Here is a 17,131-nt window from a genome sequence, read left to right as displayed (position 1 = left end):
GATCTCGAACGGCTTCCAGCAGGTCGATTCGGGCACCAAGATGATCCATCTCGGCAAGAACACGTCGAGCCGCATCATCTCGAAGGGCATCGCCGCCGGCAAGTCGCAGAACACCTATCGCGGTCTCGTCACCGCGCACCGGAAGGCGACCGGCGCGCGCAACTTCACCGCCTGCGATTCCCTGCTGATCGGCGACAAATGCGGCGCGCACACCGTGCCGTACATCGAGGCCAAGAACTCCTCGGCAACGTTCGAGCACGAGGCGACGACGTCGAAGATCTCCGAGGACGTGCTGTTCTACTGCGTCCAGCGCGGCCTTAGCCAGGAAGAGGCGGTCGGCCTCGTCGTCAACGGCTTCGTCAAGGACGTGCTGCAGCAACTGCCGATGGAATTCGCGGTGGAAGCGCAGAAGCTGATCTCGATCTCGCTTGAAGGGTCGGTCGGCTGATCGCCGACCCTCGCGGCGCGCTTCGGCGCTCCAACATCAATTGAATAGACTGGATACCAAGATGGCTTTGCTTGAAGTGAAAGACCTCAAGGTTCGTGTCGAGGAGCGTGAGATCCTCCACGGGCTGACGCTGACCGTGAACGAAGGCGAGATCCACGCGATCATGGGGCCGAACGGCTCCGGCAAGTCGACGCTCTCCCACGTCATCGCCGGCAAGCCCGGCTATGAGGTCACCGACGGCCAGATCCTGTTCAAGGGCGAGGACTTGCTGGAGATGTCGCCGGACGAGCGCGCCGCCAAGGGCGTGTTCCTGGCGTTCCAGTATCCGGTCGAGATTCCCGGCGTCACCACCATGAACTTCCTGCGGACTGCGCTGAATGCGCAGCGCAAGGCGCGCGGCGAGAGCGAACTGATGGTGCCGGACTTCCTGAAGAAGGTCCGCGAGGTCTCGAAGTCGCTGAACATCCCGCAGGACATGCTCAAGCGCGGCGTCAATGTCGGCTTCTCCGGCGGCGAGAAGAAGCGCAACGAGGTGCTGCAGATGGCGCTGTTCGAGCCGAGCCTGTGCATCCTCGACGAGATGGATTCGGGCCTGGACATCGATGCGCTGCGCATCGCGGCCGACGGCGTCAACGCGCTGCATTCGCCCAAGCGCGCGATGGTCGTCATCACCCACTATCAGCGACTGCTCAACTACATCGTGCCCGATTTCGTGCACGTGATGTCGAAGGGCCGTGTCGTGAAGAGCGGCGGTAAGGAATTGGCGCTGGAGCTGGAAGAGTCCGGCTACGCCCAGTTCGAGGATGCCGCGTAAGGATTGTTTGCGATGAACGTTGCTGTGGCAAAGACCGGGAACGGCCGCGCGGTGAGCGATCTCTTCGCCAGCGCCGAAGGCCGCCTGCCGGGTTCGCCTGATGTGATCGCGGTGCGCCGCGAGGCTTTCGAGACCTATGAGCGTCTCGGCCTGCCGCATCGCCGGATCGAGGAATGGAAATACACCGATCTGCGCGCGCTGGTCGGCGAGGTGCTGCCGCTCGCAGCTGCGCCCGACGCGGCCGCGCTGAAGCGCGCCGCAGACGCGGTGAAGGCGCATGCGATCGATGGCGCCCGCAAGCTGGTGCTGGTCGATGGCGTGTTCGCGGCCGATCTGTCCGACGTCAAGGCGCACGCTACTGAAGCAGGCTTCAAGACCCTGCGCGAGACGCTGGAGAAGGATGCCGGTCTGCTGAAGACCGCCGCTAGCGACGCCGTGATCTCGCTCAACGCGGCGATGGCGACCGATGGTGTCGTGCTGTCGATCGCCGACGGCGCGCAGCTCTCCGCGCCGATCCAGATCATCCACATCGCGACCGCGGCTTCCACGTCCAGCTTCACCCGTTCGCAGGTCGCGATCGGGAAGGGCGTTCGCGCCACCGTCGTCGAGACCTTCGTTGCAGCCGGCGCCAAGGCCTATCAGGTCAACGACGCCGTGATCATCACGGTCGGGGACGACGCCGACGTCGCGCATATCCGCCTGATGGACGATGCACCTGACGCCGTGAACGTCTCGTCGCACTTCGTCACGGTCGGCGCCAATGTGAAGCTCAACTTCTTCAATATGACGACCGGTGCTGCCGTCAGCCGCCTGCAGGGTTTCATCACACTGGCGGGCGAGGGCAGCGAGCTCTCGGCCAACGGCGTCAACCTGCTGCAGAAGACCGAGCATGGCGACACCACGCTGGTCGTCGACCACGCCGTGCCGAACTGCGTCAGCCGCGAAGTATTCCGCGCGGTGATCGACGACCGCGCCCATTCGGTGTTCCAGGGCCGCATCATCGTCCGTCCCGACGCGCAGAAGACCGACGGCAAGATGATGACCCGCGCGTTGCTGCTCTCGGACGAAGCCGAGGCCGACAACAAGCCCGAGCTGGAAATCTTCGCCGACGACGTCTCCTGCGGCCACGGCGCCACCGCTGGTGCGCTCGACGACAGCCTGCTGTTCTATCTGAAGGCCCGCGGCCTGCCCGAGAAGCAGGCCCAGGCGCTGCTGATCCAGGCGTTTGTCGGCGAAGCGATCGAGCAGATCGCCGATGATAATCTGCGCGAGCACGTGATCGGCATTGCCGAGCGCTGGCTGGAGCGGCGGTCATGAGCACGCATCCCGCAGTCAAGAACGGCGCCTATGACGTTGCGCGCGTGCGCCAGGACTTTCCGGCGCTCGCCATGCAGGTCTACGGCAAGCCGCTGGTCTATCTCGACAACGCCGCCTCGGCGCAGAAGCCCAGCGCCGTGCTCGACCGCATGACGCAGGCCTATACGAGCGAATACGCCAACGTGCATCGCGGCCTGCATTACCTCGCCAACGCTGCGACCGAAGCCTATGAGGGCGGCCGGACCAAGGTGGCGCAGTTCATCAACGCGCCGCGCACCGAGGAAGTGATCTTCACCCGCAACGCGACCGAGGCGATCAACCTGGTCGCATCGTCCTGGGGCGGGCCGAACATCAAAGAGGGCGACGAGATCGTCATCTCGATCATGGAGCACCACTCCAACATCGTGCCGTGGCATTTCCTCAGGGAACGCCAGGGCGCCGTGATCAAGTGGGCGCCGGTCGACGATGAGGGCAATTTCCTCATCGACGAGTTCGAGAAGCTTCTGACGTCGAAGACCAAGCTGGTCGCGATCACGCAGATGTCGAACGCGCTCGGCACCATCGTGCCGGTCAAGGACGTCGTGAAGATCGCCCATGCCCGCGGCATTCCGGTCCTGGTGGACGGCAGCCAGGGCGCCGTGCATCTGCCGGTCGACGTCCAGGACATCGGCTGCGACTTCTACGTCTTCACCGGCCACAAGGTGTACGGGCCGACCGGCATCGGCGTGCTCTGGGCCAAGTACGACCACCTCGTTGCGATGCGCCCCTACAACGGCGGCGGCGAGATGATCCGCGAAGTCTCGCGCGAGATCGTCACCTATGGCGATCCCCCGCACAAGTTCGAGGCCGGCACGCCGGCGATCGTCGAGGCCGTCGGTCTCGGTGCGGCCATCGACTACGTCAATTCGATCGGCAAGGAGCGCATCGCCGCGCACGAGGCCGATCTCACCGCCTACGCCCAGGAGAAGCTGCGCGAGATCAACTCGCTGCGGCTGATCGGCACCGCCCGCGGCAAGGGCCCGGTGATCTCGTTCGAGCTCAAGGGCGCGCATGCCCATGACGTCGCCACCGTGATCGACCGGCAGGGCATCGCGGTCCGCGCCGGCACCCATTGCGTGATGCCGCTTTTAGAGCGGTTCAACGTGACCGCCACCTGCCGTGCCTCGTTCGGCATGTATAATACGCGGGAAGAAGTCGATCATCTGGCACAGGCGCTGCTCAAGGCGCGGGATTTGTTCGCATGAGTGACACGGCCGAAATCAAAGCTAGTCCAATGGAGACCCTTTCGGCGCTGCCGCCGGAGGAGACCGAGCGTCTGACCACCGAGATCATCGCGGGCCTCAAGACCGTGTTCGACCCGGAAATCCCGGCGGACATCTACGAGCTCGGCCTGATCTACAAGGTCGAGATCAAGGACGACCGCTCGGTCGACGTCCAGATGACGCTGACGACGCCGAACTGCCCGGCCGCCGGCGAGCTGCCGACCATGGTCGAGAACGCGGTCGCCAGCGTTCCCGGCGTCGGCGTGGTCGACGTCAAGGTCGTCTGGGAGCCGGCCTGGTCGCCGGAGCGCATGAGCGACGAGGCGCGCCTCGTCCTCAACATGTGGTGACGCGTAACCTCGATATTGAATTCGCATCCCAACGGACCACATCACTGACATGACCCAGATTTCGTCAGGTTCGACCCCAGCATCCACTCCGAAGCCGCGGCGCCCACGCCCGCAGGTGATGCGGCTGACGGATGCCGCTGCCCAGCGCATCACCGAGCTGACGAGCCGGGCGGATTCCGAGATCGTCGGCCTGCGTGTCGGCGTGAAGAACGGCGGCTGCGCCGGACAGTCCTACACGGTCGAATACGCCCACGAGATCCGCCCGACCGACGAGGTCGTCGAGGACAAGGGCGTCAAGATCCTGGTCGACCCCAAGGCCGTGCTGTTCCTGCTCGGCACCGAGATGGACTACAAGGCCGACAAGATGCAGGCCCAGTTCGTCTTCAACAATCCCAACCAGGTCTCCGCCTGCGGCTGCGGCGAGTCGGTCGAGCTGCGCCCGGCCAAGATCGACGGGTAATTCGTCCAACGCTCAGCTCTCGTGTCCCGGACGCGCTGCAGCGCGCTTGCGCTGCTGCGCAGAGCCGGGACCCACGCTATAGTTCCAGCCCGTAGAGTGACTGGGCCCCGGCTCTGCACCGCATCGTTTCACGCTGCGGTGCGTCCGGGGCAGGAGAGAGCGTGCGCATGGACCGCGAATTCCTGATCGACCTGTTCGCCGATTTCGGCCCCGTCACCATCCGAAAAATGTTTTCCGGCTACGGCATCTCCGCCGACGGCATCAATTTCGCGCTGTCGCTGCGGGCCGGCCTGTTCTTCCGCGCCGACGAGATCACCATTCCGGACTTTGAGGCTGAAGGATCAAAGCCGTTTCAGTATTCGACCCGCGCCAAGACCGTACTGGTGAACTCCTACTGGGAGCTGCCCGCACGCCTGTTCGACGATTCCCAGGAGCTTGCGCAATGGGCGAGGGCAGCCCTCGCCGCCGCCCAGCGCGCCAAGGTGAAGAAGCGGCCGAAGGGGAAGAAGGCGGTGGCGAAGCCTGCGAAGAAGGTCGCGCCGAAGAGGTCAGTTGCCAAGAAGGCTGCCAAGAAGGCAGTGCGCAGGGTGGGCAAAGCGACTCGTCCGCCGTAGCTCGGCAGAGCGAAGGCGGAAGCGTGCCCACCGATCGAAGTAGTCATGCCGAAATCGTGGGCCCGGCGCTACGCGCCTACGAGAGCTCAATCCACGGCCTTGGTCAGGCCGACCCTCATATCCTTTGCGGTGAAGACGCAGACTCCATCGGCCAGCACGCGGCCGTCGGCAATTCCGAGCACCAGCTTGCCGCGCCGGACCATGCGCATGGCGACCTCATAGCGCACGTATCGCGTCTCCGGCGTGACAAACCCGGTAGCCTCGACTTCGCCGACACCGATGGCGCGGCCCTTGCCGGGTGAACCCGACCAGCCGAGCCAATAGCCGATCATCTGCCACATGGCGTCGAGCCCCAGGCTTCCCGGCATCATCGCGTCACCGCGAAAATGGCAATCGAAGAACCAGTGCCCCGGCACGATGTCGAGCTCGCCGACGATATGGCCCTTGCCGAACTCGCCGCGGTCCAGGCTGATCTCGGTGATGCGGTCCATCATCAGCATCGGCGGGGCCGGCAATTGCGCATTGCCCGGGCCGAAATAGCCGCCTTCGCTCGATCGCAGCAGCTCGTCCTTGCTGTAGGACGGTTGCGGCGTGTGAAAGTCATGGGGATTGGGCACGACGACAAGTCCTCGATGCTCACGCAGTGAGAAGGATGTCGTTCGTCAAGTTGGAATGTCAAGCACGCACAGTCCGGCGCGCTGCTTGCGCCTCACGCCACCCGGCCGTGCGACTCGATCGCGAATTCCGGATCGGCTTCGCAGATCACGCGGTTGCGGCCATTACGCTTGGCGGCGTAGAGGCAGGCATCGGCGCGCTCGATCAGCGCGTCGGTGTCGTCGCCCGGCTTGAGCATGGAGACGCCGACGGAGATGGTGACGCGGCCGAGGATCTCGCCGGTGGACTTCTTCTTCAATTCCTTCGCCATCACGGCGCGGCGGATGTGATCGGCCACCGTGAGGGCCTGGCGCAGCGCCGTGTTGGGCAGCACGACCGCGAACTCCTCGCCGCCATAGCGCGCGGTGATGTCCTGGCCCTTGATGGTCTGCTTCAGCGACAGGCCGACGAGCCGCAGCACCTGGTCGCCGGTGAGATGGCCGTAGGAATCGTTGAACGACTTGAAGTGGTCGATGTCGAACAGCAGCAGCGACAGCGGCTCGCCCGAAGCCAGCGCGCTCTGCACGGCCGTGCCGATCATGCGATCGAAATATTTGCGGTTGCCGAGGCCCGTGAGCGGATCGGTCAGGCTCTCGGCGCGGATCGCTTCGAGGCTCTGCTGCAGATTGCTGATCTCGTTCTTGGACAGCGTCAGGCGGTCTTCCAGCGCCTTGTTGGTCTCGCGCATCTCGCTGGTGGAGCGCAGCAGCGTCGCGACGACCGATTTGATCTGGTCGCGGCTCTTGGCGGACGACAGTTTCTCGGTCGCGCCCGATAGGCTCGCATCGTAGGCGCCGGTCATGCCGAGCGCTTCGCCGAGCACCTTCATCACGTCGTCGATCTCGCCGATGACGCGCGCGCCGACCTTGTCGATGCGGTCGGTGGTCTTGATGTGGGAGAGATAGGTCTCGTAGATCTGTTCGAGATCGCCTTCGGTCAGCTTGCCGTGGCGCGCCAGCGTCTCGTTGATGATCTTGTTGAGCGGCGCGTTGTAGCCGGTCGCGTAGACGTACCAGATCTCGTAATTGCGGGGAATTGCAGTCTGACGGAGCGATCGGATCTGGCCGAGTGCAACTTCGGCGAACGCCATCGTGCGTTCGTGTTCGTCGAGAACCTTGACCACAGAACATACCCCACAACGGTCGATGCGCCGTCGACCGCAGCAATGCTTAAATTATGTTCGTAGGCTAACGGACGTTTGTGAACGGCCAGTAAATATACGGTCGCCAATGCATCATAAAAAGTGTGGAGCGCCTCTACTCAACCGAGTTGAGGCACCTCGCAGCATCAGGCGCCGGCGGGAGACGAACGCACGGGCCGGAGCAGGAACGCCGGCAGGTGCGAATGATCGCCCGGCTCGGTATCGACCTCGCGCTGGCGGCGCGGCTCGGGACGGCCGATCGAGGGCACATGCGAATTGTTGGCCTGCTGGCGTGCGCCCCGACGGGGCTCGCCCGCATGCTTCTCCTCGGAACGATGCCGCGCTTCAGCGGGCTGCCTTGCCTCGGACGAGTGCCGGGCCTCCGAAGAGTGCCTTGCCTCGGAAGAATGCCTTGGCTCGGAAGAATGCCTTGGCTCGCCACGCGCTTCGCGCGGCTCGTGGCTGCGCTCACGATCGCGGCCGCGCTGCGGCTTGCCGCGTCCGCCGCGGGAGCGTTCACGGCCGCGCTGCTCGCGCGGACGCTCGGCTGCATCGCCGGCTTCAGCATGGACTTCGTAATCGCCTTCGGCGCGCGGAATGCTCTGGCCGATCAGCTTCTCGATCGCGGCCATCGACTTCTGGTCGAGCGGCGTCACGATCGAGATCGCGGTGCCGGTCCGGCCGGCGCGACCGGTGCGGCCGATGCGGTGCACGTAGTCGTCGGCGTGGTGGGGAACGTCGAAATTGAAGACGTGGCTGACCTCGGGAATGTCGAGGCCGCGGGCGGCGACGTCGGAGGCGACGAGGAGCGGAAGCTCACCCTTGCGGAACTGATCCAGCGCCGCCATGCGGGCCGGCTGGTCCATGTCGCCATGCAGGGCGCCGACGCTGAAGCCATGCTTTTGAAGTGACTTGTGAACGATCGCGACCTCGCGCTTGCGATTGCAGAAGATGATCGCGTTCTTGAGATCCTTGGCCTCGCGCAGCAGGCGGCGAAGCAGCTCGCGCTTCTCGTGTGCCTCGCGTCCGGCGGGCACCTGGGCCTGCGTGACGGTGACGGCGGTGGTGGCGGGGCGGGAGACTTCGACCTTCTGCGGGTTGTGCAGGAAGGCCTCGGTGATGCGCCGGATTTCCGGCGGCATGGTCGCGGTGAAGAACAGGGTCTGCCGCGTGAAGGGGACGAGCTTGCAGATGCGCTCGATGTCGGGAATGAAGCCCATGTCGAGCATGCGGTCGGCTTCGTCGATGACGAGGAGCTCGACGCCGGTGAGCAGGAGGCCGCCGCGCTCGGTGTGGTCGAGCAGCCGGCCCGGGGTGGCGATCAGCACGTCGACGCCGCGCGTCAGCTTGGCATCCTGGTCGCCGAACGAGACGCCGCCGATCAGGAGGGCGACGTTGAGTTTCTGGCCGGCGCCGTAGCGGTCGAAGTTTTCCTTCACCTGTGCCGCGAGCTCGCGGGTCGGCTCCAGGATCAGCGTGCGCGGCATGCGCGCCCGGGCGCGACCCTTTTCGAGGATGGTGAGCATCGGCAGCACGAAGGCTGCGGTCTTGCCGGTGCCGGTCTGGGCGATGCCGAGGACGTCCTTGCGTGCGAGGACGTGAGGGATCGCCTGTTCCTGAATCGGGGTGGGGTTGGTGTAACCGGTGGCCGCCACTGCGGCGAGGACTTTTTCGGACAGTCCGAGATTTGAAAAGGACATTGAGCCTCTGGTCGAAACCGCCGTTCGGAATCGAGGGTAATAAGGCTGTCGCGTTCCACCCCGAAACGGCGCGCTCTCAAAGAAGCTGGGGGTGCTGACTCACGCGAACAAAGCGCAAGGCTCAGGAATCGCTCTTCGATCTGAGCCGCGTCGACCCGGAACATAGGCGGGAATTGGCCAAAGTCAATGGAGCAGGCGCGGGAAGACCCTAAAAACCCTGAGGTTTTTGCCCAAATCACGGGCGTGGCTCAGCTTTTCTGGCCAGGCCATCGGCCGAGCGGCGGCGGCCAAGGGGGGCGCCTAAAGCCCTTCGGACCTCTGGGCCCGGAAGTCGCCGGGGGCCATGCCATAGGCGGCGTTGAAGACCCGGTAGTAGGTCGCCAGGCTCTCGAAGCCGCAGGAGCTTGCGATGTCGGCGATCAGCCGGTCGGGCGCCTCGCGCATCAGGCGGCGGCTCTGCTTCAGCCGCTCGTCCGTCACGGTCTGTGAGAAGCTCTTCTCGGCGGTCTCGAACAGCATGTGCAGGTGACGCACGGAGACGGCGAGCTGGTCGGCCACCATCGTCGGCGCCAGATCCGGGTTCTGGAGATGGTGCGCGATCAGGCGGCGGGCCTGCGAGAGGCGGGCGGTCCGCAGCGCTCCCTGTCCGCGCCGGCTGCCGGGCCGCAGGATGCCGCGCTCGATCAGCGCCAGATGGGCCAGGGCCTGGACCAGGGACGTCGCGTCCGTGACCCCGTCCTCCGCGGCTGCGGCCTCGCCGAGGTCAGCAAAGCAGGCGCTGAGCAGGGGCGCCAGGGTGGGGTCGTCGAACGTCCGGGGCACCAGCTCGCGCACCCGCTTGTCCTGGGTGGGAAGGGCGCTCACCGGGATTTTCAGGATCCGCAGGTGGAAGCCGCCGGCGCCGAGCGGCGCGGTGCGATAGGGCAGGTCGGTATGGCTGGTGGCGAAGCTGCCGTTGGCGATCGCGAAATCGCTGCTGCGCATGCCGCCGAACCAGCCGCCGCTGCCGAGCTGCTGGTAGACGCAGATGGCGTCGCCGGGCGCGTAGGCGATGTCGGAGGTGCTGCGCTCGACCGTGTAGTGCGAGGCCTTCAGCTCGACGAGGCCGCCGCCGCCAAGCTGGCGCAGCGAGAATTCACCATAGAAGTCGCCGCGCCGTTCGCGTTCGAGCTCGGCGGTGACGCCGAACAGGCCCTTGGAGCGCACCTCGCGCCAATAGTCGAAGCGATCATGAGGTTCGACTTCGTCAGTACACCAACGATACACGGCAGCCCCCGCTTGCAGCGCAACGGCCCTAGAAAAAGCAGATTCCGAAGGAATCTGCCAGAGGCCAGACAATGGAACCGGAGGCTTCGGCCTTGAACCGCCGGTACGGCTGGGCCGACTATCACATCAACGGCGCAGGGTTCCATGAACCCCGGTTCGAGAGGACTGGCGCAGCGCCGTTCTGCAACGGGATTTTCGCGATGACGCGTCGGCTTTTCAGAATTCTGGCGGCTCTTGGCCTTGCGGCGGGCCTGAGCGGCCTCGCGCTTCCTGCCCATGCCGAAAAGCGCGTCGCGCTCGTCGTCGGCAACAACGACTACAGGAACGTTCCGAAGCTGCTGAAGGCCGTCAACGATGCCCGCACCATGGGCGACACGCTGAAGCAGCTCGGCTTCGCGGTGATGGTCGCCGAGAACCAGAATCGCCAACAATTCTCCGAGACGCTGCTCGCATTCGACCGGGCGATCGAGCCTGGCGACACTGCGTTCTTCTTCTACGCCGGCCACGGCTTCGAGATCGCGGGCCAGAACTATCTGCTGCCGACCGACGTGCCGGCGGCGACCGAAGGGCAGGAAGAGCTGGTGCGCGACGCCTCGATCCTGGCCGACCGCATCGTCGAGCGCCTCCAGAACAAGAAGGCGCGGACCTCGATCCTGGTGTTCGATGCCTGCCGCAACAACCCGTTCGAACGATCAGGCACGCGGGCGGTCGCCGGCGGCGGCGGGCTCGCGCCGATGGTGCAACTGCCCGAGGGCGTGTTCTCGGTGTTCTCGGCCGGTCCCCGCCAGACCGCGCTCGATCGCCTCTCCAACGACGACGCCAATCCCAATTCGGTGTTCACGCGCACCTTCGCCAAGGAGCTGCTGCAGCCCGGCGAGAACCTCGTGCAGGTGGCGCAGCGCACCCGCCGTCTGGTCAGCGAGATGGCCGACACCGTGAAGCACCGGCAGGTGCCGGTCTATTTCGACCAGATGGTCGACGACGTCTTCCTCAGCGGCACCGCCAAGGATGCCGCCGCGCGTCCCGCCGATCCGCCGCCGCAGAAGCTCGCGGCGCTGCCCCAGGTGTCGGTGCCGCGCGTGCCCAAGGAGGAAACCACCAACGCGCCCATCGCCAGCTTCTCCCGGCACAATGGCGGCTGGAGCGTGGTGTTCTCCTTCGCCGATCCGACGCTCGGTATTTCCTGGCGCATGGCCGGCAGCGGCGATTTCCGCGAGACCGGTTTCATCGACACGCTCGATCCGCGCACGCGCAAGCGGATGCCGAACCCGTCGATCGAGCTGCCGCCGGATACGCAGGCCGGCACCATCGAGGTCCGCTACGTCGACCAGGCCGGCGACATGCAGGGGCCGTTCCCGATCAAGTTCGATCCCGAGGCCGCGCTGATCCGTGACCAGCGCAAGATCCTCGACATGACCGCGACGAGCTGGCTGTCGTTCCGCGAGTTCAACGGGCTGCTGGTCTACTACACCCATCTCGTCTCATATCGCTGCGCGATCCGCGAGGTACGGATCGGCATCGACAGCGCCGTGCCCAACCAGGTGCTGAAGATGCCGGGCTGCGACATGCGCGACCCCAGCGCGATCAGTGCAGGCATGCCGCTCTACATGAAGCTCAACCCGGCGACGCAGTTCGTCTCGGTGGAACTGACCTATCGTGACGGCAGCGTGTCGGAGATCAAGAGCTTTCGCACGGTGAACCGCAGCAACAATTGAGCCGCCGGCAGGGTGGGCTGCGCATGCTACTCGCGGCGCTTCCCGATCCTGCGCTTGATGGACTCGACGGCCTCGATGAGGGGCGGCGCCAGCGAGAAGAATGCGCCCATCGCAATCGAGATGATGACGTGGCGCAGCAGGAGCTTCTCCTGCTCCTCGAACGGGTAGCCGTTCTGGTCGATCGGAACCGGCGCAAGCGTTCCCGTCTGCCGCGGAGCCGGCTTCCGCGGCGGGATCATGATCACGACGAAAAGCACGTTGATCAGGATCCAGACGCCGAGCAGTATGAGGATCGTCCGCACTGCGAGTTCCTGAAATAACCGAAGTCTGCGGTGACGCTAACGGCCATTCACAACTGCCGCAAATGAATCCTGCTTGCTGCACTGCACGGAAAACTTAAATCGTAAATGAGAGTCCGGCCGTGAAACCCGATACGTCGCCGTCCCCGCCGGGACCCTCGGTGAAGGTCCGGTGCTGTGTCGTGGGCGGCGGGCCTGCCGGCATGATGCTCGGCTACCTCCTGGGGCGCGCCGGCATCGATGTCGTGGTCCTGGAGAAGCATGCGGATTTCTTCCGCGACTTTCGCGGCGACACCGTGCATCCCTCGACGCTCGAGGTGATGGACGAGCTCGGCCTGATCGACGGCTTCCTGAAACTGCCGCACCAGCGCCTGCAGAAGATGGACGGCCTGTTCGGGGGAACGCCGGTACGGATCGCGGATCTGAGCCGGCTCCATACGAAGTACCCGTTCATCGCCTTCATGCCGCAATGGGATTTTCTGAATTTCCTGCGCGAGGCCGGCAAGCGCTTTGCGTCGTTGAAGGTGATGATGAACACGGAGGCCGTCGACCTGATCCGCCGTGGCGAGACGATCGCCGGCGTCCGGGCAAGGACGCCGGACGGCATGATCGACATCGAGGCCGATCTCACCATCGCCTGCGACGGCCGGCATTCGACCGTGCGCGAGCGCGCTGGTCTTGCGGTCGAGGAGATCGGCGCGCCGATGGACGTGCTCTGGTTCCGCGTCGGCCGCAAGGCGGACGAGACCGAGAACCTGTTCGCACGTATCGAGCCCGGCAAGATGATGGTCACCTTCGATCGCGGCGACTATTGGCAATGCGCCTATGTCATCGCCAAGGGACAGTATGAGGCGGTGAAGGCGAGGGGGTTGCAGGCGCTGCTCGACGAGGTCGTGCGCATGGCGCCGGTGCTCCGGAGCGGCATTGCGGACGTGAAGAGCTTTGACGATGTCAAGCTTCTCACTGTCGCCATCAATCGCCTGCCGCACTGGACGCAGCCCGGATTGCTCTGCATCGGCGACGCCGCGCATGCGATGTCGCCGGTCGGCGGCGTCGGCGTCAATCTCGCCGTGCAGGATGCGGTCGCAACCGCGAACCTGCTTGCCGACAAGCTTGCGCACGGCTGCCCGTCTGAAGACGAACTCGACGCGGTGCGCCGTCGCCGCGAGTTTCCGGTGAAGATGACGCAAAGAATGCAGGTGATCGTGCAGAACAACATCATCAGCGGCGCCTTGCAGGGCGGCGAGCGGCCGCTGAAGGTGCCGCTGGTCGTGCGCCTCATCACCGCGCTGCCATGGCTGCAGGGCATTCCGGCGCGCCTGCTTGCGCTCGGCGTGCGGCCCGAGCACGTGCATTCGAAGGCCGTGCAAAGCTCGTAGTTCAGCGCTTCGGTAGGGATAATGCGGCGTTAAGTGGCGCGCGGCGCGTTGCGTGCGTGCAACAGCGCCAACGGATTCAGGGCGTGCAACAAGCCAATCCGGCGTCTTAACTTTCTTGATTCAAATTTGAGTAAGAACTGCGTGTGAGCGTGCACCCATCAAAGGACACGGGGTGTACCATGCGTAACAAATTGATTGCCGCCTTCGCCTGCACGAGCGCTCTGGTTTCGACGGGCGCTGCCTCCGCCGCCGATCTTGGCGCGCGTTACACGAAGGCGCCGGCTTATGTCGAGCCGCTGTTCAACTGGACCGGTTTCTATGTCGGCGGCCATATCGGTGGCGCCTGGACCAACGAGCAGTTCATCAACAACGGCACCGGCGCTGCGTTCGGCGATCTCGTTCCGGGCCAGGGCTATCGCCAGCGCGGCTCGGGCATCATGGGTGGCGCCCAGATCGGCTACAACTGGCAGGCCAACAACTACGTGTTCGGCATGGAAGGCACCATCTCGGGCCTCGACAACAAGGGCACGGTCGTGAACACCGCGTTCGGTGCCGGTGACGACATCTTCACCTGGCGCGCCAACGTGCTGGCCACCGTCGTCGGCCGCGCCGGCTTCGCCGTGCAGAACAACCTGTTCTACATCAAGGGCGGCTATGCCGGCGTCAACAACCGTCTCAACGTCAGCGACACCGTTGCTCCGGCGACGGGCTCGGGCGGTCAGACCCACTGGGCCAACGGCTGGACCGTCGGCGCCGGCTGGGAATACGGCATCACCCGTAACTGGATCGTCGGCCTCGAATACAACTATGCGGCCTTCGGCGGCCAGACCTACCAGCTCGGCGGCACCTCGGGGAACTACACCTTCGATGCCAAGCCGCGTGACATCCAGTGGGCCGTCGTGCGCGCGAGCTACAAGTTCGACGCGCCGGTCATCGCCCGCTACTGAGTGCGTCAAGGAACGACCAAGCAAGCGACAAGAAACGATCACTGCCAAAACTCAAAAGCCCCGGCGCATGCCGGGGCTTTTTTCATGAGCGCAGAGGCGGCTTACGCCATCACCGAGAACCCGCCATCGACGGGGATCGCGGTGCCCGTGACGAAGTTCGAGGCGGGCGAGGCGAGAAACACCGCGATGCCGGCGAAATCGTCGATGTCGCCCCAGCGTCCCGCCGGCGTGCGCGCCAGCACGCGCTCGTGCAGGCCCGACACCTGTTGCCGCGCGCCGCGGGTGAGGTCGGTGTCGATCCAGCCCGGCAGGATGGCGTTGACCTGGATGTTGTCGGGCGCCCAGGCGTTGGCGCAGGCGCGCGTGTACTGCACGATGCCGCCCTTGCTCGCCGCATAGGCCGTGGCGAAGCTCGCACCGAAGATCGACATCATCGAGCCGATGTTGATCACCTTGCCGTTGCCGGACGCCTTCAGCGCCGGATAGGCCAGCTTCGAGCAGACGAAGGCGCTGGTGAGGTTGGTGTCGATCACCTTGTTCCACTCGTCGAGCTCGAGCTCGTGCGGCGGCTTGCGGATGCTCATGCCGGCATTGTTGATGAGGATGTCGATCCGGCCGAGCTCCTTCACGACGCGGTCGGTCATGGCCGCGACCGCGGCTTTGTCGGTGACGTCGGTGGTGACGGAAATCGCCTTGACGCCGCGCCCCTTGAGATCGGCGACGGCCGCGGCCGACTTGGCTTCGTTGCGTCCGACCACGGCGATATCGGCGCCGGCGTCGGCGAGGCCGTGCGCCAGCCCGAGACCGATGCCGCCATTGCCTCCTGTGACGATCGCGACCTTGCCGCGGAGATCGAACCGGTTGGATGTCATGCTTGCACTTCCTGGTTTCTTCTATTGGTTGCTCTGCCAGATCAGCACCAGCCCGAAGCCGGCCATGGCTGCGCCATAGCCGGCCCATTGCAGCTGGTTGACCATGAAGCTCGATCGCGGCCAGGCGACGGTACCCGTACCCTGTCCGATCCAGAGCAGTCCGACGGCGAGGGCAAACAGGCCTGCGATCAGCAGAAATCTGCGCATGCGTTCCTCCCCATCGGTCTGCTTCTGTCGCGCCCCGGCATCAAAGATTGCCGCGGCCACGAAAACTTCCGGCCAGACTAGCCGTAGCTTCGGTTCGGATACAATGGCTCCGGATGCAGGGCCGCCGGGAGGACGCATGTCCTTGCGCAAGACCATCTTGGGGAGCGCGGCCGCGGTCGCACTGGTCGCGGCCTATGCCGTCATTCCCCGTCATGCTGATCTGCGGGCGTTCGATTCGGCCGGGATGGCGCGGCTGGAGACCGCGATGTGGCGCGACTATTACGACAAGCGCTATGCGGCGCAGTTCTACCATCTCTATGAATCGACGCGGACGCAGTTCGGCTTCTCGCCGCTGCAGAGCCTGCATATCGCGCTCAGCGCGGCGGAGGCCGCCAGGACGTTCCAGCCGACGCGCTCGCGCCATGAGGCTGATGCGGCCCTGCCGGCCCTCGTGACGTACTACCGGGCGTTTGCGCCTGCCGCGCCCGTGGCGTTCGACGTGGAGGAGGCGGCTCGTCTCGAGCTCGACTGGTGGCAGGCGCGGCGGGAGGCATCGGCCCCGCGCGACTATGGCCTCTCGATCGCACGCGCGACGGCGCTGACCTATGGCAAGAGCGCAGACGACGCCGGTATCACGCAGTTCGGCCTCGCGCGGGCCGAGGCAATGGCTTATCGCGATGCGCGCGGTGAGGGGATCACTGATGCTGACTGGGGCGTCATCGAAACCCGGCTCGCTGGCGCCTACCGGTCGCTAAGCGCGAGCGTCGCGCGCTAGCAAGTGCATCACAACGAAAAAGCCCCGGCGCTGCCGGGGCTTTGACGTCTGAAAGTCGAGTTCAGATCAGATCAGTACTTCGCGACGACCGGACCGGTCCAGTTGAAGCGGTAGACCAGCGAGGTCGAGATCGTCTGGTTCCAGCTGTTGGCGCGGATGCTCTGACCGACCGGGACATTGCCGACGTCGCTCAGGATGTCCTGGGTCTTGGCGTTGTAGAAGGCCGAACGATACTCGGTCTTCATGAACCAGCCGGGCGAGGAGATGCCGAAGATGTTCAGGTTGTTCTCGACACCGCCGCCGACGAACCAGCCGTTGCGGTTGTAGCTGCCGAGGTGAGCACCGGCCGGCACGCCAGCCAGGGTCAGGAAGTTGGTCTGGCCGAAGTGAGCGCCGGAGTAACCGCCGTTGACGTAGGAGAGAACGTTCGGAGCGACCAGCCAGCCGAGACGCACGCCCGCAGCCCAAGAGTCTTCCAGCTTTTGATTGCCGGTGATGGCGCCGCCGAGAGCCACCGGATCCTGCACGGTGGCGCGGATGCTGCCGAACTGACCGTCAGCGAACACGCCGGCGACCCAGGTGCTGTTGAACTGCCAGTCGTAGCCGAGACCGACGGTGCCGAACCAGCCCGAACCGCCCTGGCGCTGGGCGATCGTCAGCGGAACCGCGCCGACGGTCGACTGGACGGACTGGTCGGAGTTGGAGAGGCCGCCGCCGCCACCGCCGAAGATGTAGAAGCCGGTCCAATTGGCGACGGGCGCAACAACCGGGGCCTTCACGTACGGACGGGACGCCAGGTCAGCCGCCGAGGCCGAACCGGTCATCGCCGCGACCGCGGTCAGTGCGAGTACAATCTTCTTCATGATAAAATCCCCAGTCCGTAGCAGGCGCGAGCGCTCTGAAGTCCGTGT

General features: G+C 65.1%; 19 protein-coding genes. 11 read left to right on the top strand and 8 right to left on the bottom strand.

The features are described from left to right. The 7 genes from VGR99_RS18920 to VGR99_RS18890 form a co-directional block, all read left to right on the top strand. A partial coding sequence (locus tag VGR99_RS18920) for a SufD family Fe-S cluster assembly protein (protein ID WP_326900337.1) occupies window positions 1–448 on the top strand: 448 nt, incomplete at its 5' end. A 61-nt stretch (window positions 449–509) separates the two neighbouring features. Continuing rightward, window positions 510–1,262, top strand: a complete 753-nt coding sequence (sufC, locus tag VGR99_RS18915) for a Fe-S cluster assembly ATPase SufC (protein WP_326900335.1) — start codon at window positions 510–512, stop codon at window positions 1,260–1,262. A 12-nt stretch (window positions 1,263–1,274) separates the two neighbouring features. Then, complete coding sequence (gene sufD / locus VGR99_RS18910; protein ID WP_326900334.1) at window positions 1,275–2,579, top strand: Fe-S cluster assembly protein SufD; 1,305 nt, start codon at window positions 1,275–1,277, stop codon at window positions 2,577–2,579. Further along, window positions 2,576–3,823 carry a cysteine desulfurase gene (locus tag VGR99_RS18905; protein ID WP_326900333.1) on the top strand — a complete coding sequence of 416 codons (1,248 nt, stop codon included), beginning with the start codon at window positions 2,576–2,578 and terminating at the stop codon, window positions 3,821–3,823. The genes sufD and VGR99_RS18905 overlap by 4 nt, the downstream gene beginning before the upstream one ends. Continuing rightward, entirely contained in the window at window positions 3,820–4,191 is a 372-nt protein-coding gene (locus VGR99_RS18900) for an SUF system Fe-S cluster assembly protein (RefSeq protein WP_326900332.1), read from the top strand. The genes VGR99_RS18905 and VGR99_RS18900 overlap by 4 nt, the downstream gene beginning before the upstream one ends. A gap of 49 nt (window positions 4,192–4,240) precedes the next feature. Continuing rightward, complete coding sequence (locus VGR99_RS18895; protein WP_326900331.1) at window positions 4,241–4,651, top strand: iron-sulfur cluster assembly accessory protein; 411 nt, start codon at window positions 4,241–4,243, stop codon at window positions 4,649–4,651. Between the two features lie 167 nt (window positions 4,652–4,818). Beyond that, window positions 4,819–5,265 carry a TfoX/Sxy family protein gene (locus VGR99_RS18890; protein WP_326900330.1) on the top strand — a complete coding sequence of 149 codons (447 nt, stop codon included), beginning with the start codon at window positions 4,819–4,821 and terminating at the stop codon, window positions 5,263–5,265. An 86-nt stretch (window positions 5,266–5,351) separates the two neighbouring features. Here the strand turns inward: VGR99_RS18890 and fabA are convergent, their stop codons facing one another. The 4 genes from fabA to VGR99_RS18870 all read right to left on the bottom strand — a co-directional run bounded on the left by fabA (window position 5,352) and on the right by VGR99_RS18870 (window position 10,026). Next, window positions 5,352–5,882, bottom strand: a complete 531-nt coding sequence (fabA, locus tag VGR99_RS18885) for a bifunctional 3-hydroxydecanoyl-ACP dehydratase/trans-2-decenoyl-ACP isomerase (protein WP_326900329.1) — start codon at window positions 5,880–5,882, stop codon at window positions 5,352–5,354. A gap of 92 nt (window positions 5,883–5,974) precedes the next feature. Next, window positions 5,975–7,042, bottom strand: a complete 1,068-nt coding sequence (locus VGR99_RS18880; RefSeq protein ID WP_326900328.1) for a GGDEF domain-containing protein — start codon at window positions 7,040–7,042, stop codon at window positions 5,975–5,977. Between the two features lie 164 nt (window positions 7,043–7,206). Further along, window positions 7,207–8,760, bottom strand: a complete 1,554-nt coding sequence (locus VGR99_RS18875) for a DEAD/DEAH box helicase (protein ID WP_326900327.1) — start codon at window positions 8,758–8,760, stop codon at window positions 7,207–7,209. Between the two features lie 300 nt (window positions 8,761–9,060). Beyond that, entirely contained in the window at window positions 9,061–10,026 is a 966-nt protein-coding gene (locus VGR99_RS18870) for a helix-turn-helix transcriptional regulator (RefSeq protein WP_326900326.1), read from the bottom strand. A 200-nt stretch (window positions 10,027–10,226) separates the two neighbouring features. On the opposite strand from VGR99_RS18870, the gene VGR99_RS18865 reads away from it, so the two are divergent. Then, on the top strand, window positions 10,227–11,741 hold the full coding sequence (locus tag VGR99_RS18865) for a caspase family protein (RefSeq protein WP_326900325.1): 1,515 nt from the start codon (window positions 10,227–10,229) through the stop codon (window positions 11,739–11,741). A gap of 26 nt (window positions 11,742–11,767) precedes the next feature. Here the strand turns inward: VGR99_RS18865 and VGR99_RS18860 are convergent, their stop codons facing one another. Further along, window positions 11,768–12,043, bottom strand: coding sequence for a hypothetical protein (locus tag VGR99_RS18860; RefSeq protein WP_326900324.1), 276 nt, complete (start codon window positions 12,041–12,043; stop codon window positions 11,768–11,770). A 119-nt stretch (window positions 12,044–12,162) separates the two neighbouring features. Here VGR99_RS18860 and VGR99_RS18855 point away from each other — a divergent pair, with 119 nt between their 5' ends. Together VGR99_RS18855 and VGR99_RS18850 are read left to right on the top strand one after the other, a co-directional pair. Further along, window positions 12,163–13,419, top strand: a complete 1,257-nt coding sequence (locus VGR99_RS18855; RefSeq protein ID WP_326900323.1) for an FAD-dependent oxidoreductase — start codon at window positions 12,163–12,165, stop codon at window positions 13,417–13,419. A 179-nt stretch (window positions 13,420–13,598) separates the two neighbouring features. Further along, complete coding sequence (locus VGR99_RS18850; RefSeq protein WP_326900322.1) at window positions 13,599–14,366, top strand: outer membrane protein; 768 nt, start codon at window positions 13,599–13,601, stop codon at window positions 14,364–14,366. Window positions 14,367–14,467: 101 nt separating this feature from the next. On the opposite strand, the gene VGR99_RS18845 is transcribed toward VGR99_RS18850, so the two are convergent. Both VGR99_RS18845 and VGR99_RS18840 read right to left on the bottom strand, forming a co-directional pair. Then, the gene (locus VGR99_RS18845; RefSeq protein ID WP_326900320.1) at window positions 14,468–15,238 is read right to left on the bottom strand and encodes a glucose 1-dehydrogenase; all 771 of its coding nucleotides are present in this window, start codon (window positions 15,236–15,238) and stop codon (window positions 14,468–14,470) included. A 21-nt stretch (window positions 15,239–15,259) separates the two neighbouring features. Next, complete coding sequence (locus VGR99_RS18840) at window positions 15,260–15,445, bottom strand: hypothetical protein (protein WP_007609848.1); 186 nt, start codon at window positions 15,443–15,445, stop codon at window positions 15,260–15,262. A gap of 136 nt (window positions 15,446–15,581) precedes the next feature. Between VGR99_RS18840 and VGR99_RS18835 the strand changes: the two genes are divergently transcribed. Beyond that, on the top strand, window positions 15,582–16,220 hold the full coding sequence (locus VGR99_RS18835) for a hypothetical protein (protein WP_326900316.1): 639 nt from the start codon (window positions 15,582–15,584) through the stop codon (window positions 16,218–16,220). Between the two features lie 71 nt (window positions 16,221–16,291). Here the strand turns inward: VGR99_RS18835 and VGR99_RS18830 are convergent, their stop codons facing one another. Next, window positions 16,292–17,083 (bottom strand): porin family protein, encoded by a 792-nt coding sequence (locus tag VGR99_RS18830; RefSeq protein ID WP_326900315.1) that lies wholly within the window; start codon window positions 17,081–17,083, stop codon window positions 16,292–16,294. Window positions 17,084–17,131: the final 48 nt, after the last annotated feature.

Origin of the sequence: Bradyrhizobium sp. (assembly GCF_035935975.1) — a bacterium.
Classification (GTDB): domain Bacteria; phylum Pseudomonadota; class Alphaproteobacteria; order Rhizobiales; family Xanthobacteraceae; genus Bradyrhizobium.
The sequence above is the reverse complement of the archived record's forward strand: the minus strand, read 5'-3'. Positions and strand labels throughout refer to the sequence as shown.